14 protein-coding genes are annotated in these 16,089 nt (G+C 61.3%); 8 read left to right on the forward strand and 6 right to left on the reverse strand.

Translation table 11 applies throughout. The features are described 5' to 3' along the window. Nucleotides 1–135 precede the first annotated feature (135 nt). Nucleotides 136–1,443, reverse strand: a complete 1,308-nt coding sequence (locus EO139_RS02960; protein ID WP_126969242.1) for an MFS transporter — start codon at nt 1,441–1,443, stop codon at nt 136–138. Nucleotides 1,444–2,173: 730 nt separating this feature from the next. On the opposite strand from EO139_RS02960, the gene EO139_RS02965 reads away from it, so the two are divergent. Then, nucleotides 2,174–2,719 (forward strand): gamma carbonic anhydrase family protein, encoded by a 546-nt coding sequence (locus tag EO139_RS02965; RefSeq protein ID WP_164739700.1) that lies wholly within the window; start codon nt 2,174–2,176, stop codon nt 2,717–2,719. A 256-nt stretch (nt 2,720–2,975) separates the two neighbouring features. On the opposite strand, the gene EO139_RS02970 is transcribed toward EO139_RS02965, so the two are convergent. Further along, entirely contained in the window at nt 2,976–3,242 is a 267-nt protein-coding gene (locus EO139_RS02970; protein WP_104650573.1) for a YkgJ family cysteine cluster protein, read from the reverse strand. A 48-nt stretch (nt 3,243–3,290) separates the two neighbouring features. Continuing rightward, the gene (locus EO139_RS02975; RefSeq protein WP_126969243.1) at nt 3,291–4,658 is read right to left on the reverse strand and encodes a cellulase family glycosylhydrolase; all 1,368 of its coding nucleotides are present in this window, start codon (nt 4,656–4,658) and stop codon (nt 3,291–3,293) included. A gap of 408 nt (nt 4,659–5,066) precedes the next feature. Between EO139_RS02975 and ilvD the strand changes: the two genes are divergently transcribed. Next, complete coding sequence (ilvD, locus tag EO139_RS02980) at nt 5,067–6,905, forward strand: dihydroxy-acid dehydratase (protein WP_126969244.1); 1,839 nt, start codon at nt 5,067–5,069, stop codon at nt 6,903–6,905. A 16-nt stretch (nt 6,906–6,921) separates the two neighbouring features. Here ilvD and EO139_RS02985 read toward each other — a convergent pair whose 3' ends face one another. Next, a complete protein-coding gene (locus EO139_RS02985) occupies nt 6,922–7,884 on the reverse strand; it encodes an integron integrase (RefSeq protein WP_241235898.1) in 963 nt (320 codons plus the stop codon). 1,241 nt (nt 7,885–9,125) lie between these two features. On the opposite strand from EO139_RS02985, the gene EO139_RS02990 reads away from it, so the two are divergent. From EO139_RS02990 to EO139_RS03015, 6 genes are all read left to right on the forward strand, one after another. Continuing rightward, nucleotides 9,126–9,425 carry a DUF5076 domain-containing protein gene (locus EO139_RS02990; RefSeq protein ID WP_126969246.1) on the forward strand — a complete coding sequence of 100 codons (300 nt, stop codon included), beginning with the start codon at nt 9,126–9,128 and terminating at the stop codon, nt 9,423–9,425. A 564-nt stretch (nt 9,426–9,989) separates the two neighbouring features. Further along, nucleotides 9,990–10,388, forward strand: a complete 399-nt coding sequence (locus EO139_RS02995) for an Imm10 family immunity protein (RefSeq protein WP_126969247.1) — start codon at nt 9,990–9,992, stop codon at nt 10,386–10,388. Between the two features lie 59 nt (nt 10,389–10,447). Beyond that, on the forward strand, nt 10,448–10,900 hold the full coding sequence (locus EO139_RS03000; protein ID WP_126969248.1) for a hypothetical protein: 453 nt from the start codon (nt 10,448–10,450) through the stop codon (nt 10,898–10,900). Between the two features lie 153 nt (nt 10,901–11,053). Then, complete coding sequence (locus tag EO139_RS03005) at nt 11,054–11,506, forward strand: hypothetical protein (RefSeq protein ID WP_126969249.1); 453 nt, start codon at nt 11,054–11,056, stop codon at nt 11,504–11,506. A 19-nt stretch (nt 11,507–11,525) separates the two neighbouring features. Beyond that, nucleotides 11,526–11,924, forward strand: a complete 399-nt coding sequence (locus EO139_RS03010) for a hypothetical protein (protein WP_126969250.1) — start codon at nt 11,526–11,528, stop codon at nt 11,922–11,924. Between the two features lie 631 nt (nt 11,925–12,555). Continuing rightward, complete coding sequence (locus tag EO139_RS03015; protein ID WP_241235894.1) at nt 12,556–13,098, forward strand: hypothetical protein; 543 nt, start codon at nt 12,556–12,558, stop codon at nt 13,096–13,098. Between the two features lie 38 nt (nt 13,099–13,136). Here EO139_RS03015 and EO139_RS03020 read toward each other — a convergent pair whose 3' ends face one another. Both EO139_RS03020 and EO139_RS03025 read right to left on the reverse strand, forming a co-directional pair. Then, on the reverse strand, nt 13,137–14,492 hold the full coding sequence (locus EO139_RS03020; protein WP_126969251.1) for a DUF6792 domain-containing protein: 1,356 nt from the start codon (nt 14,490–14,492) through the stop codon (nt 13,137–13,139). Beyond that, on the reverse strand, nt 14,489–15,151 hold the full coding sequence (locus tag EO139_RS03025) for a hypothetical protein (protein ID WP_126969252.1): 663 nt from the start codon (nt 15,149–15,151) through the stop codon (nt 14,489–14,491). Before EO139_RS03025 ends, EO139_RS03020 begins: the two co-directional genes overlap by 4 nt. Between the last annotated feature and the right edge of the window lie 938 nt (nt 15,152–16,089).

Consider the following 16,089-nt stretch of genomic DNA (forward strand, 5'->3'; position numbering starts at 1 on the left):
CGGCGCTGATCTGCAAATGGTCCGCGGAAGAGCCCGCCACAACGATGGAGGGTCTGTCGGGGTATCGGCAGTGCGCAGAATTTCTTTGGCCCGGTCGACCTCGCTCAGCTGCGTGACAACCGCCAGCCGGGCAGTTCAGCGCGCCGGCAGGCGCATGCCCAGCACGGCGACGGCCGCAAGCAGCAACGGCACGCTGCAGGCCAGGTACAGGGCCGCCGGCGACCAGCCCGCGTCCACCAGCAGGCCTACGCACAGCGGCGAGGCGATCGCGCCGAAGCGGCCCACCCCGATCGCCCAGCCCATGCCGGTGGAACGCACCGCCGCCGTGAAGACCACCGGCGCCACCGCATACAGCCCGGCGATGGCGGCAAACAGCGCCGCGCCGCTCAGCACCGCCGTGGCAAACGCCCAGCTCAGCACGGTGTTGTAGAGGCCAAAGGCCAGCAGCGCCAGCGCCGAGATCCCCAGCGCGCCGGCGGTCAGCCGCGACAGGCGCGCACGTGCGGCCAATGCGCTGAAGACCGCCCCGCCGGCAATGCCGCCCAGATTCAACAACGCGCCACCGGTCACGCCCTGCGCCGCCGACAAGCCGGCCACGACCAGCAGCTTCGGGGTCCAGCTGAGTACGAAATAGAACGCGAACATCAGCAGAAAGAACGCCAGCGCGATCAACAGCGACTGCCGCCGCAATGCAGGCACGAACAGGGCCGCATAGCCCTGCGCCCGATTGGGAATCTGCGGCGGTGACGGCAGTACCGCATGCGGCGGCATGCCCATGCGTGCGAGCACCGCGTTGAAGCGTGCGGCTGCATCGGGCGGGCGCCGCGTGATCAAAAAATCCAGCGACTCGGGCAAAAACGCCAGCACCAAGGGCACGCACAGCAGCGACCCGAGCGCACCGAGCACAAACACCGAATGCCAGGACCATTGCTGCAACAGCAACGCCGCGATTGCGCCGCCCAGCGTTGCGCCGGTCGGGTAACCGGTGGCCTGCAGCGCCAATGCCGTGCTGCGCCACCGGGCGGTGGAATACTCGGCAGCGATGACCGCAACGCAGGCCAGCATGCCGCCGATGCCGATGCCGGTGAACGCACGCAACGCGCCGAGTTGCCACACGTCGGTGGCCAGCGCCGAGGCCCCCATGCCCACGGTCAAGATTGCCAGGCAGGCCAGGATCGTCGCGCGCCGCCCGATGTGGTCGGCCAGCGGCGCCAACATGAGCGATCCTGCTGCCATGCCGACCAGGCCGGCACTGAACAAGGCCCCGAGCAGCTTGCCCGACAACTGCCATTGCGCCGACACATGCGGGGCGGTGAAGGCCATCGCCATCACATCGAAACCATCGAGCATGGTCAGCAACACGCACACCGCCACCGCCCTCCACTGGAACGGCGTCATGCGTTCCAGTACGAAGGGTGCAGGTGTCGCGGCGCTCGGGGTCATCGGGTGATCCTGGTGTAGGAATGGCAGGTGCGTTGGCAACTGCAGGCGTGGCCATGCGAGCGTGCAGCGGCAGCACGACGAAGATGCGGGCAAGCCTCGAAGCAGCAGCGGCACTCGACAATGCATCGGCACTGCAACGCAGCACGAGCGCCGCGCTGCAAAACGCCATCGGCACGCTAGGCCGATCGCAGGGGACGTTCAATACAACCGCACGCACTGGTGTGCGCTTATCGAACAGGCTGGCAGAGCGCTTCGTCTGGCTCGTCATGCATTCGTTGAGGTGTCTGCATGGCGGCACCCGGGGCATGCGGATTGCTTGCACGGACACGATCGACCTCGCGCCTACTGCTGCAGCGCGTGACCTGGCGTGCGATCGGACCGGGTAACCGCCACGTTCGTCTGGTCCGGAGTGCGAAGCGCATTGCTGCACTCGTCGCGCAGGCATGGCATACGAGATTTCGCGGTAGCGAACTTGAACGACGCTAGATGCGCATGACTGCAAACCTCCACACGCAGTGCAACTCGATCCCTTCGGAGCTCCAGCAAACATTCAGGCGTAGCCCCACAGGTTCTGGCGTCGGTCGTTTCAACACGCCGCGCCGCTGCGTCATCCACGGCCACAGCCAGACAGGTCATTTGCCACGCCAGCGCTTGCCGCATGCGACAGTCGCCCCGCTATCATGCCGGCAGTGCCCGCACCGGGCGGCACGCCGACATGCTGGAGATCATCGTGACCCCGATTCGCTCGTTCCTGGACCACATCCCGCAACTGGGCGCACGCGTCTATATCGACCCTGCCTGCACCATCATCGGCAAGGTGAGCCTGGGCGATGACGTATCGGTGTGGCCGGGCACGGTGATTCGCGGCGACGTCAATCACGTGCAGATCGGCGCGCGTACCAACGTGCAGGACGGCACCATCATCCACGTCAGTCACCATAGCCCGTTCAACAAGGCCGGCTACCCGACGCTGATCGGCGCCGACGTCACGGTTGGCCACGGCACCATCCTGCATGCCTGCACCATTGAAGACCTGTGCCTGATCGGCATGGGCGCCTGCGTGCTGGACGGCGCCACCGTCAAGCGCTACGGCTTTGTCGGTGCCGGCGCGGTGGTCGGCCCGGGCAAGATCGTCGGCGAAGGCGAATTGTGGCTGGGCAATCCCGCGCGCCTGGCCCGCACCCTCAGCGACAAGGAAATCGAAAGCCTGCATTACTCCGCTCAGCATTACGTGCGGCTCAAGGATCAGTATCTGGGCGGCGCCAGCGCGGGCTGAATCCGGGTCCCCGCCCTGCGGCTGCAGGCCAGCATCGGCCCTCTGCGACACGGGTACACCGCCTTCGAGCTGGATGCACCTGCCGCAGACACCCGTGGCCTGCTGCTGGCAGGCCGACGCGCAGAGAGATGACGGCAGCAACGCGCCACACGCCGCGCATCCCTGGCCGCCCGGGATGCAGCGCAGCCGCAGCCAGCTGCGGGTTGCATGGCGGCGGGGTTGCATGGCAGCAAGGACGCCGGTGACCTGGCGCCGCTTACGGCCGCGTGGCCTGCTCCAGTGCCGTCAACGTGGCCAGCGCCTGGGCGCGCGAAGCGCCGCACATGTCCTCCGATGGACGCAGGCTGGCGCACACCGCCGGCCGCGTCGGCAAGCCGAACAGGCGACACCGGCCCCGGCCATCGAGCTGCACGCAGGGCACGCCCGCCGGCTTGCCCTGCGGCATGCCGGGGATCGCCGAACTGATCGACGGGGCAATACAACAGGCCGCGCAGCCGGCGCGGCACGGGAAGTCCATGCGCATGCCATCAGTGTAAACCGCCGCGTCCTCCGGGCCGCGGCGGCGCCGGGGTTAGAGAGGTGGCGGCACGTAGCCGGACAGGCGCACGTCGAAGAAGGCCTGCACCGCAGCGAGATTGCTCTTGGCCTGGATGTCCGCGCCCACGTCGTAGCTCATGCCCAGCACATCGTCATCCGGCCAGCCGGGGCCGAAGCACCACTGCGTGCTGGGGATATTGTTGGCCTGCAGATGCGCCAGCATGCGCGTGGTGGCGACCTCCGCGCTGTGGTTGCCGGCCGGATAGCCATGCTCACCCAGATAGCCGCGTTTGCCGGCATGCTGCAGGGCTTCGATGAAGGGCGCCACCATCTCGATGCCGGTGTCCGGCTTGACCACCTCGTTGCGCCCGCCGGGCCCGACCCAGTTGCCGCCGCCAGCTCCGTCGCTATCCAGGTAGTTGTGCGCTTCGTAGACGATGCGGTTGTAGGGATCGGGGATGTCGAACAGGCCCATCGAGTCCTGCTGCCAGAGCCGGGCACTGGCATAGCCGTTGCCGCACACGAACACGAAGTGGTCGCGGTCGCGATCGATGATGGTCTTGCAGCACGCGGTGGCGGTGTTCTGCCAGTGCGCCGCCATCGACAACACGCTGCCATCGGCGTTGCGCTCCTTCCCCTGGTATGGCTCGTTCATCACGCCCCAGCCGAACACCGCCGGGTGTTGCCTGAAGCGGTTGACGATGCGTGCCCACAGGTCGGGCAGGCCGGCCTCGTTGTAGAGCGTGCACCCCGGCGTGCCGATCACGCGGTATTCGTAGAGCTTGAGCAACTGGTCGCGGCGATCGAAATAGCCCTGGTAGCCGAAGCTGCGCAGCGGATAGGTGTCGGCCCAGACCTCGGTTGCGGCCGGGTTGTCGACGCGGTTGCCGCGTGCATCGACAAGCGTGCCGCTGGCGTCGCGCCGGTAGCCGGACTTGGCGGCCACCCGCTGCGGCAGGCGCATGTAGTCATGCAGCTCCACGATGGCGCGCTTGCCGCGTACGGCGATGTGGTCCAGTGCGTCCTGGACCTGGCGGCAGTAGGTCTCGTTCAAGGCCACGCCCTGCCCACGCGTGAAGCGCGCGGCGGTGGTCGGCAGCCGGAACAGCGGGCAGGCCCCGGCGGCAGCCACGTGCTGCGCGGTGATGGCGCGGTAGTGCGTGCCGATCTCGGCATTCTCCACATAGCTGTTGGAGGCCAGGCCCGACAGGTTCAGGCCCGCGAACGGCAGGGTGGCGCTCTGCGCGGCCGCGCGGCCGCCCCACCCGAGGCCGGCCAGCGCCGCCGCGCCCGCTGCGCCCTGCAGCACGCGACGCCGCGTGATGCCGGCCGTTGCCGCCGGCGTCTGGTCGATGGGATGCGACGTTGCCGCCGTGCGGCGTGAATGAGGATGGTCGGACATGGGCGCCTCCTGCGGTGCCGTTGGTGGAGATCCTTGGCGGTGCTGCTCCCCCATTGGCCGCACCGGTCTAGGGACAATCCTGCCGATGTCCCGGCGGCGCGATCTGCGCTCCGGTTCGCACTCCGGGCACTGCATGCGCGCCCGCATACGTTTACATCGCATTACATGCCGGGCCGACGACGTGATGCAGCGGGAGCCGGGGCGCGTGTTCACGTGCAGTGCCGGCCGGCGCTGCTGCATTCCGCGTGCGCTGCGCACGATGCCCTCGCCCGCCCGCCAGCACGGCGTGCATGCGCCCGCGTGCTACCGTGCCAGATCACCGGAACGCGCCGCGACCGTTGCAGCAGCAACAGTTGCGACGCGGTCTAATTGCCAGCCACCGCTCGCCAATCAGCCATCGACTTCGCCATGCCCGAGTACCGCTCCAAGACCTCCACCCACGGCCGCAACATGGCCGGCGCCCGCGCACTGTGGCGCGCCACCGGCATGCGCGATGGCGACTTCCACAAGCCCATTATCGCCATCGCCAACTCGTTCACCCAGTTCGTGCCCGGGCACGTGCACCTGAAGGATCTCGGCCAGCTTGTCGCGCGCGAGATCGAACGCGTCGGCGGCGTGGCTAAGGAGTTCGACACCATCGCCGTGGACGACGGCATCGCCATGGGCCACGACGGCATGCTGTATTCGCTGCCCAGCCGCGAGATCATCGCCGACTCGGTCGAGTACATGGTCAACGCGCACTGCGCCGACGCGCTGGTGTGCATTTCCAACTGCGACAAGATCACCCCCGGCATGTTGATGGCCGCGCTGCGGCTCAACATCCCCACCGTGTTCGTCTCCGGCGGCCCGATGGAAGCCGGCAAGACCAAGCTGGCCGAGCACAAGCTCGACCTGATCGACGCGATGGTGATCGCCGCCGACGACAGCGCCTCCGACGAAAAGGTGGCCGAGTTCGAGCGCAGCGCCTGCCCCACCTGCGGCTCGTGCTCGGGCATGTTCACCGCCAACTCGATGAACTGCCTGACCGAAGCGCTGGGCCTGTCGCTGCCGGGCAACGGCACCGTGGTGGCCACGCACGCTGACCGTGAGCAGCTGTTCTTACGCGCCGGGCGCGTGGCGGTGGAGCTGTGCCATCGCTGGTATGGCGGCGAAGACCCCACCGCGCTGCCGCGCGGCATCGCCACCTTCGAGGCCTTCGAAAACGCGATGACCCTGGACATCGCCATGGGTGGTTCGACCAACACCATCCTGCATCTGCTCGCCGCCGCGCAGGAAGGCGAGGTGCCGTTCGGCATGCGCGACATCGACCGCCTGTCCAAGCGCGTGCCGCAGCTGTGCAAGGTGGCGCCGAATACGCCCAAGTACCACATCGAAGACGTGCATCGCGCCGGCGGCATCATGGCCATCCTCGGCGAGCTGGCACGCGGCGGTTTGCTGCACACCAACGCGGCCACGGTGCACGCACGCACGCTGGCCGATGCCATCGCGCAATGGGACGTCACCCAGACCGACGCGGAGGCCGTGCACACGTTCTACAAGGCCGGCCCGGCCGGCATCCCCACCCAGATTGCCTTCAGCCAGGCCACACGCTGGGACACATTGGATACCGACCGCAGCGAAGGCTGCATCCGCGATGTCGCACACGCCTTCTCGCAGGAAGGCGGCCTGGCCGTGCTGTACGGCAATATCGCCCGCGACGGCTGCGTGGTGAAGACCGCAGGCGTGGACGAATCCATCCACGTGTTCGAAGGCAACGCCCGCGTCTACGAAAGCCAGGATTCGGCGGTCAAGGGCATCCTCGCCGATGAAGTGAAGGCCGGCGATATCGTGGTGATCCGCTACGAAGGCCCCAAGGGCGGCCCCGGCATGCAGGAAATGCTCTACCCCACCAGCTATCTCAAATCCAAGGGCCTGGGCAAGCAATGCGCCCTGCTCACTGACGGCCGCTTCTCCGGCGGCACCTCGGGCCTGTCGATCGGCCACGCCTCGCCGGAAGCCGCCGCAGGCGGTGCGATCGGCCTGGTGCGCGACGGCGACAAGATCCTGATCGACATTCCTAATCGTTCGATCAATTTGCTGGTGTCCGACGAAGAGCTCGCTAGTCGTCGCGCAGAGCAGGATGCAAAAGGCTGGAAGCCGGTGGAGGTGCGTCCGCGCAAGGTCACTACAGCGTTGAAGGCGTACGCGTTGCTGGCGACCAGCGCAGACAAGGGTGCGGTGCGGGACAAAGCGATGCTGGACGGCTGAGGCGCGCAAGCAGCACTTATCGCCAAGCCTGCGGCTGACGATCGAGCGGGCTGCGCACCGCCGACGCGCCTCGCCCCAGCACATGGGTGTAGAGCTGGGTGGTCGCCACGTCCTTGTGACCCAGCAGCTCCTGCACGGTGCGGATGTCGTACCCAGCTTCGAGCAGATGGGTTGCGAAAGAATGCCGCAGCGTGTGGCAGCTGGCCGGCTTGTCCAGCCCTGCCTGCCGACAGGCCGCCTTCACCGCACGCTGCAAACCCTTCTCGTCCACATGATGGCGGCGAACCGCACCCCCGCGCGGATCCACGCTACGACGCGGCGCCGGGAACAGATACTGCCATCCTGGCTCACGCGCTGCATTGGGATACTTGCGCAGCAGCGCGTGCGGAAGCCAGACCTCACCTGCGCCCACCTGCAGATCCCGCGCATGCACGCGCTTGGCTTCGTCCAACTGGAGCTGCAGCGCATCGCGCAATGACTGCGGCAGCAGTGTGCGGCGGTCCTTCCCACCCTTGCCATCGCGCACCACGATCTCGTTGCGCGCAACATCCACATCCTTGATGCGTAGGCGCACGCACTCCATCAAGCGCATGCCGGTCCCGTAGAGGAGTGCCGCCATCAGTGCGTGACGCCCCTCCATCTGCGCCAGCACCGCCATGACCTCCACCTCACTCAGGACGGTCGGCAACCGCCGCGGCCGCTTGGCACGCCGAATCTCGTCCATCCATGGCAGATCGCGTCCCAACACCTCGCGATACAGAAACAGCAAGGCGGCCAGTGCCTGATTCTGCGTGGAAGGCGCCACGCCATCGCGCGCCGCCAGCATGGTCAGGAACGCCTCCACTTCGCGCACTCCCATCGTCTCTGGATGGCGTTTGTCGTTGGCCAGGATGAAGCGCCGAATCCAACCAACATAGGCATCCTCGGTGCGCTTGGCACGGCCCAGCCGCTGCAACCGAGCGCGGACGCGGTCCAACAGCCTGGCAGGCCGTCGCCCGCTAGCCGCTGCCGAAGACGGCTGCCTGGCGGCCGATGCTGACGAAGACATTGAAGCCGTTCGGTCGGAATGATACGGTCGCATTGCGATGAGTCGCCGCAGGGGAATGCGACATGTTTACGCACCGTGGTCACGCGCCACGATCGGGATGTCGCGGTAAAACCAATGGGAATGCACTTGGTGTGGAGGTCAGAGATTACGTACTACACCCCGGTGTTACGCACCTTTTTGACTTCGAATAGTTATTAGATGCCAATGACACAACTCAGCTGGCCAGAGATTTTCACTGATGCTTCGGCCTTGGATTTCGCTCGCCTCTTGGGCTTATGGCCCAATACCATTTCTGGGCCTTTGCGTCCAGTTGGGGCATCCGCGTTCGGGGACTGCTTCTTTGAGCGCCCATCCGGCCAAGTCGAAAGACTTGATGTACTTGAGGGTGGCATACACCACGTGGCGCCCACCTTCGATAAGTTTTCTCAGCTCATGAACTCGCGCGAGTGGCAGGCGCACAACTTACTTACCGAGGGGATCGCATTGCTCTTGGAGCGGGGTGTCACTCGCGCTCAGAACCAGTTCTTTGCGTTCGCCCCGCATCCTGCATTTACTGGCAAGATTGACTGGGGCCGGGTCATGCCAATGGATGCTGAGATATGGCACTCCATTTGTTCGCAAACGCTAGACACTTCAGCTTGACCGCGTTGGCATCTAACAATTCATTCAAGCCGAACCCGCTTCGCGGGTCGGCTTAACTCAGGTGTTAGCCGGCAAGACAGCCATGATCTTCACCCGAGAGAACTGCAAGCCCATTGAGTCCCCCAGCGAGGCTCAGATAGCTCGTGCGATTTCGCTTACAAAGTCTTCGTTTGCCGCGCTTACTTCCACAGATGGCGCCTACGTTCAAGCTGCTGGCGGCCCTGGTTTGTTCTTCATTGAGTGGCGCGATATCACCGGGAGTCATCATCGTGGGGCTCAGGCAACTACTGTCGTTCCCTTCCCCGATGGCACCGTCCTTTCCTTCAGCGCCGGCAGCGTGGAGCTTGCCAAAAATGAGTGGTTTCTTGCCACACAGGTTAACGATGTTCTCCGAGCATTCCTTGCTGGCAAGCCATTCCCATCTTGGCTTCGGTGGTCTGCTCTCTCCGCTGGCTATACTTATGCAGGCTAACAAATCGTTCAAGGCGGACGGCTACGCCGCCGCTTAACTCCAGCGTTAGGCCCCAGACATGCATTCTGACGAACTCGATATTCCTCCAGACGCTTTGACGGATCCCGAGGCCTTTGAGCTCATGCGCCTGTGGGCAGCCCACGGCCAACTCCACGTCATCATTAGTAGCGATGTGGACGGTACCGCCGAAGACTTTGGAGAGCTCCTCGCCGATCTCTTCGAGCATGCCTCCCGCATGTATGCACAACGTGACAACGGGTCACTCGCGGAATGTCGAGAAGCCATGCTGCAGGACTTCCTCCGGCGCACCACTGCACCAAAGGCGAGCATTGAAGGCTCGCGCACTGCGGAGCACTGAGTGAGGCCTAACAATTCATTCAAGCCGAACCCGCTTCGCGGGTCGGCTTAACTCAGGCGTTAGCCATCACGAGACACATCTGTGCTGACCGTAGTTCCAGAAAAGGCTTTTGATCCAACTATCTGTGAATGCTGCGGCAGGACGACTCGTGGCGTGTCGGGCTGGATCGAGGACTCGGACAAGACTGTGGCTGCCTACTTGATCCATTGGACTCAATCAGCCAAAGAGCACGATGCAAACTTCGATCTCATCTTTGGCAAGTGGGGAGACGAGGCAACGCCAAACGACCGATCCATAGCTTCGTTCGCATACCGCTCCTCCGAAAATTCTTTTATGGTCATAGATTCGCGCACTAGGCCAGCCGGGCAGTCCAACCAAGTAGCCTCGTTCCCGCTCACACGGGACGAGATCGTTGGCACACCGCTAGCCCCGTACTGTTCGACCTTTTGGACGCAATATGGCTCCAAGATGCACGCCTCAGCGAAATTCGCAGTGATGGCTAACAATTCATTCAAGCCGACACCGCTTCACGGTGCGGCTTAATTCAGGCGTTAGGCATTGGAAATGGCTTCTTTCGCATTTGATGCAAGAGTTGTGTCAGGTCATGACCCAGAGGAGGGACTGTTCTTTGTCGGATTTTCTGATGACCCCTTGGATCCTTCCCGCTATTTGCTCTTGCAACGGTCGCTGGCCCCAGACGACCAGGATCGCGCGCTTGGCCACGACACCTTTCATGTTGAGTGGTGCGGACAGGAACACTCTTGCTATGAAGGCATTGAGGAATTCGAGCTTGGCACAACTGCAGCCCGCATCCGCTTCGACTCTCAGGCTACAGAGTCTCTCGGCGGCCTCTCCGAGCTTGTCATTACGTTTGAGCTGCTACCCGAAGAGTTCGCGGCGCTTCGCCAGGGCCTTGAGGTGGTCTTTGCGGGCAGTGGCCGCCTCACTCGGGCCAATGCCTAACAATTCATTCAAGCCGAACCCGCTTCGCGGGTCTGCTTAATTCAGGCGTTAGGCGGCACATGAGCACTCTCATAGCATTTGAGAAGCGAGTTCTAGACGCCTGTTTAGCCGGAGACGATCAAAGACTTTCGTTGCTTCGGCTGCAAGCCGAGGCGGCAGTTGTAGCTTCCCGTGAGCATACTGGTGTCTGGGCTTACATCAACTTCTCTGTGCCCGACTCGTCGCCGCTTCTCGAGCCAGGAACATTCATAATTGGGGATCTCAATCTTGAGATTGCGGGGCTTCCGGATGGTGTCACCACTCTCCTCTACGGTTACGGCGGGAGGATTCAGTTCCTTGATTTTGCTACCCATGCAGGTGAATGGCCTGAGAAGCCAGAGATTATCGGCGTTGGCTATCTACAAGAGGTGCAGGTTGGGCCAGAGACTTTTTCACTTGTACCATCCAATGAGCGTCACCTCGAGACACTCAACAGAGCACTCGAAGCGCGGCCACCGCAAGGTCCCGTCTAACAATTCATTCAAGCCGAACCCGCTTCGCGGGTCGGCTTAACTCAGGCGTTAGGTGCGTCCACCATGCGATATCGCGGCCTGTTAGCGTGCTTTTGTTGGTCAATCGCTGGGCAGGCCTTTGCCGGCTGCGACTCATTGCCGTGGAAATTCGGTATGTCTCAGGAGGAGGTCGCTGGCATTACCGAGTGCGGGCCCTACAGATCCTTCAGTAATGGCGACTTTGAAACGTACAAAGGTGTCTTTGATGGCAAGGAGCAGAATTTTCAGTTCTTCTTCGCCGACAAGCAGCTTCACCGAATCGGCATTTATCTGTATGAGGGGCAAGATCCTAAGGCAGGGGCTAAGGAGTGGCTCGCGCTTCATGGCAACATGACCAAGCTCTTCGGGCCTATTGAAACGCCAGACAACGTTTCGCCTGCTACAAGCGAGATGGCTGCGACTTCGTTTGAGGCCAAAGCTCTGGAGATGGTAGAGGGTCCGGGCAAGACACAAATGGCGCCATTTTCCCAGCCCAAGGGGGCCTCCGTGTTCTCAAGCTATATGCGCCGCGAGGTGGATGGTGAGAAGCACTATTATGTCGTCTTGTATTTCGACAGACGTTCCTAACAATTCCCCAGAGGAAACTATGCGCAAGCTTGTAACGATCGCCACACTCTTCATTGCTGCTTGCTCTAGCCAGCAAGCACTGGCGCAAGATCGTTGGCAACAGCTCGCCTCCGAAGCGCATCGGCTGACGTCGACTTTTCGTGGCGTAGCATGGGAGCAACGGATGCTTCCTGCCCATAATAGTTTCTGGCCAGACATTGTTGCAGCTTGTAGTCCGCAGGCTAAGGCCGCTGGCATTACCAGCTTCCAAGCTGTAGCTGCTATCAGCAGCACTGGCGTTGTAACGGACTACCTTCCTAATCCGCAGTCCCCGGCCCTGGACTGCTTCTCCAAACAGATGGTGGGGCGCAAGTATCCAGCCCCACCCGAATCGCCGTTCTACGAGTTCTACACAGTCAACCTCAGTGCAGGCGACTAAGCTGGGGCCTAACAATTTAATCACGCCGTACAGGCTTCGCCAGTCGGCTTAATTTAGGCGTTAGGCGGCTGGCATCAGCTTGACGCTGGCGTTCCGCTTGCATCCACCGCATCGTCGCCTGACACTTAGCAGGTCACCTCATCGGACGGTCAACGTGGCAAGCCCCGCATCGGACGCAGCACCAGACAACACGGTCGTCGGCACCTTAGTCCGCCTGGCTACCTTCGTTGGGCCATCCTGGCCTAACCAGTCAATCAAGCCGACGTGCCTACGGCACGCGGCTTATTTCTAGCGTTAGGCGCCACACCAGATATGGCCAATCTTTGGGCTTTAATTGCAGGAAGAGAGTGGCACAACACGCCCTGTGTTGTCGGCCGTCCGGCTACGGAGGCCGACGTCGCTGCTGGCTCCGCAGTCTTCTACGTACCGGGTGATTCCGCCGCCGCCCCAATGGCGCTGCCTTGCTGTGCAATCCAGTCACTTGAAGATGGCTCCGAGCAACCTGTGGTCATTGTCCAAGCAGAGCTTGCGCCTCACGGCACCATCTTGGGAGTGCGACCGCTGTCCGGCGGCAACGGTATTTGCATGGCCACGGAGATCAGGTTGCTTCCTGCCGGATTTGTGCCGTAGGTTGACACCTGACAATTCATTCAAGCAGAACTGGGCTTCGCCAGTCGGTTTAATTCAGGCGTTGGGGGCGCGTATCATGCAACTAGTGTTCGTCAAAGGATTCGGAAAGCACGACAGGATGGATGTGATTCGGGATGGACTGCTTGCCGAAAGCATTGACTGCCCAAAGCAAGGGATCATTCCCCATGACATGGTTCACTACGCTGTCGAGAGCACACTTCATAAGCGAGGATTTGTCGGCCGCGTTTTGGACGGCGAGGCTGCCTCCTTCCAGATGGAGTCTCAATCGGAGAGCGATGGGGTCGAGCGGCTTGTAGAGGTATTTCAAGCTGATGGCTGGTCAGGCTGGAGCAGCATGCCCCTGGATATGATCGACTTGTATCAAGTCACTTGCAATGCCCTTCAATGTGAGCCTTTGGAAGTACAGGCCGGCGACATTGAGGCTGTTCGCAAGAGGATTCTTGAGCTAACCACACAGTGGCAATCCGTCCCGATGGGTGGCTCGCTTGTATTGCAGTTCGAGCACAGCCAGGATGCGGTCTAACAATTCATTCAAGCCGAAGCCACTTCGCGGCTCGGCTTTTACATCGACCGTGTAGGTGTTTGCTCAACCGTCTCCTGCTGCGACCGCTGCGCATCCAAGGCTTGAGACTGGCGGACGCTTTCCTGCAGTGGAGGCACGGCCTCAGACAGATCCACCTTGGCCCGGAAGCCCGGCGTCTGGCCTAGAATAAAAATGCTTCCTTGGTGTAGGGTCACGCTCTGCAGCTGATCGTCACGAAGGATGCCCGCGCGCTTGGCTTCGACGGTGGCGTGCATTGCAACCTCATCAGAGGTGCCCTCTGGTAGCTTGCTGTGAATCGATCGATACAGAGGGTCGTTTGAGACCATCGCAGGGGCAGGCGCAACGCAGCGCTCCAACGACTCACCAATTGGCATCTTCCAGCCCGGTGGCACATACGCTGGCGCGTCCTCGCTTTGCATGCGCTGCTGCACCTCCTGCCACCGTGTCGTAGCCATTTCCGTGCGTCCAGCACCTGGGGGAAGCGGATCGCGCAAGTGATCGATGCCATCCGCCAGGCTCATCCCTTGGATGACCCTCGCATTGAAGGTCACGCCCATCCTCAACGTCTCGACATCCCCGCGATACTTATCAATCATCGGCGCATGTTGCCGGGCCAACAGCTGCGTTTGAGGGTCTTCCAACACAGAACGGTCCGGTTTGCCGTTGGCGTCCAACGGAAGGAAGTTGTGGATCCGATGCGACTCTCCCAAGTCTTTTGCGACTATCGGATTGCGTGCATCCAAAAGACTGCTGTCGTTGGCGTAACCAGCCCTATCCAACGCAGTGATCTCATGCGACGCGGCGTATACCTTCACCTGCCCATAGTGCTTACTTGCAGCACTCACGGCATCGCCTGCCATCACGTGATTGATCACGTCGTTGCCACCTTCCGGGATGCGCCGGTCCAGGCTGACCGCACCATAGGCGTTAAAGGTCTCTCCCTTGAGGCCGAAGTGGTGGGCAGTGACCTGGGCGAGGTTGCCGCCCAGAGAATGACCGGTGACGGTGACATCGGGAGCAGGTTGGCCGGTCTTGAGGTGCTTTTGTTCTGCGTACTCCAATGCAGTCTGAGTCAATTCGATCGCATCATCGATCTGACGATTGTAACGTGCTGCAACCATGCCGCCGTCAGCATAAGCACCATCTTGCTTCGGTTGACGATCAAACTCGGTACCGCGATGGGCGACGATAATTTCGCCTGTTTCTATTTCTTCGTAGATGATGCCCTGATAGCCGGACGGACGATCCATGTATTCCAGACGCCTGAAAGAGACGCCACCCATATTGACTGGCTTACTGTCGGACCCAGTCTCGCCAGGTCGCGCATACACATCATTTGCGAGAAAGGCATTTTGCTGTTCGGTCAGGCTCATTTGGACACCTTCTCAGATTTTAGCGTTATCTGAAATAAACTTCCGCGATTTGAATCAGCATATTTATCCACACTATATTCGCCAGTGTCGGGATAGTTATCCATCCGGCTTCGCGGATAGCCTCCTTTCCAAAAATAAAATTTAACAGGTACTGAATCGTATATTTGCGCTTTAAAGAGCGCCGGCTGGAAACGCGTCTCCTCTTTTTTACCGGTCGCCTTCAGAGAGATGCCAACACCATTGAGTTCAAAATTACACACACCCTTTCCGTAATAATCCGCATCGACCATGCCATCTGCATAGATGGTCGCCACGTATGTCGTCGGATCTATTTCTTTAAAATTGATGGGTATCCCATCTTCTTTTGACTTATTCCAAACACCCGCAATAGGCTCTATCGGCGTGCATTGCTCATGGTTCGTCATTTGATAAAAGGCGGTACCCGATATCCACTCAAACGGACCCGGCGCATCCTCGATCGTCATGGTGAGCTTGTAAGCTTCCGTCGGATGTTGATTTTTCCGATAAACCGGGTCTCCGTCGGCCGTGGTCTCGCCGTTTTTGTCGTACTTCTCAGACGCAGCATTCATTGGGTTACACCCCGTCAAAAGGACTAGGAAAAGACATCCGACAATCTTGATTTTGAAATACACGTTCATGCCACCTCGGTGTCCTGCGCGTTTAGAGTTGGGAGCGAACGACCTGCCGGAAGGCAGCTTTTTGGGGACATGAGCATCAGCGTGGACCGACGCCAAAGTTTGCGATGCCAGGGGACCTGCTGCGTCATAAGCTTCGTGAAAATTTAAGGAGACTTTTAAGGACTTTGGCACAGTGAAATTAAAATTTCTATCACACCCCGACCATCCACAGCGCCCCGCTGCTCTCTGTCACCGCAAACAAAAGAATGCTGCTAAGGGGGGTAGGGGAAATCTGACATGTGATTGCGGTACGGCCTGAGTCGCAGTGACTGCAAACCAAAGACCTATCATCAGCCATCCGGCACCCACGAAGCAGCTACTGAACCTTGGACAAAATCTAAGACCATCGGTTGTGCAGCTGGTAGATCCTTTATCGGAGTGTGGCGGATGTGCATCGACTAACTCGCTCTTGACCAATGCCCCGCTCTGACTTTGCCGAGTGAAGCGCCAACGCGCAGATCTTCTATCAACGCTATCCAGAGCCCCAGCATAAACCGGTTGACATGGCACGCAGCGCGTAGCAGTCTCCTTGGTAAGGAGCGTAGAAACTCCCCTAACAGCGGTACCCACCTCCGTCAAACCGGTGGGTTTTTTGTGCCTGCAGTTTCTTGTGGGTGCAACCGACGCGATGCCTGCGTCGGGAGGGCGGCTAATACAACACCCTTCGGGGAAATACGCCCGCCGACTGTTAGCGGTTTCTAACCTCCCGACATCCCGTCGCCACCCGGCGACGGGGCCTGCTCGTCAAGGAGGGCTTTGCCATGCGTCGATCCACGTCCCGTCCCAAGCCAGCGCGCAAGCGCGCCACGGTGACACCACCCACCGAGGTCGTCTGGCGCTCGCTCGACCCAACGATCACGCCGCGGCCCTACCTCGACCGCCCCTACATCCCCGAGCCC

Origin of the sequence: Xanthomonas sp. BRIP62411, from assembly GCF_003993525.1 — a bacterium.
Classification (GTDB): domain Bacteria; phylum Pseudomonadota; class Gammaproteobacteria; order Xanthomonadales; family Xanthomonadaceae; genus Xanthomonas; species Xanthomonas euroxanthea.

Coding starts and splice junctions, on each gene's coding strand:
- EO139_RS02975 (WP_126969243.1), bottom strand. CDS start 4,658: ATGTCCGACCATCCTCATTCACGCCGCACGGCGGCAACGTCGCATCCC.
- EO139_RS03025 (WP_126969252.1), bottom strand. CDS start 15,151: ATGAACGTGTATTTCAAAATCAAGATTGTCGGATGTCTTTTCCTAGTC.
- EO139_RS03010 (WP_126969250.1), top strand. CDS start 11,526: ATGCGCAAGCTTGTAACGATCGCCACACTCTTCATTGCTGCTTGCTCT.
- EO139_RS03000 (WP_126969248.1), top strand. CDS start 10,448: ATGAGCACTCTCATAGCATTTGAGAAGCGAGTTCTAGACGCCTGTTTA.
- EO139_RS02995 (WP_126969247.1), top strand. CDS start 9,990: ATGGCTTCTTTCGCATTTGATGCAAGAGTTGTGTCAGGTCATGACCCA.
- EO139_RS02970 (WP_104650573.1), bottom strand. CDS start 3,242: ATGCGCATGGACTTCCCGTGCCGCGCCGGCTGCGCGGCCTGTTGTATT.
- EO139_RS02960 (WP_126969242.1), bottom strand. CDS start 1,443: ATGACCCCGAGCGCCGCGACACCTGCACCCTTCGTACTGGAACGCATG.
- ilvD (WP_126969244.1), top strand. CDS start 5,067: ATGCCCGAGTACCGCTCCAAGACCTCCACCCACGGCCGCAACATGGCC.
- EO139_RS03020 (WP_126969251.1), bottom strand. CDS start 14,492: ATGAGCCTGACCGAACAGCAAAATGCCTTTCTCGCAAATGATGTGTAT.
- EO139_RS02990 (WP_126969246.1), top strand. CDS start 9,126: ATGCATTCTGACGAACTCGATATTCCTCCAGACGCTTTGACGGATCCC.
- EO139_RS03005 (WP_126969249.1), top strand. CDS start 11,054: ATGTCTCAGGAGGAGGTCGCTGGCATTACCGAGTGCGGGCCCTACAGA.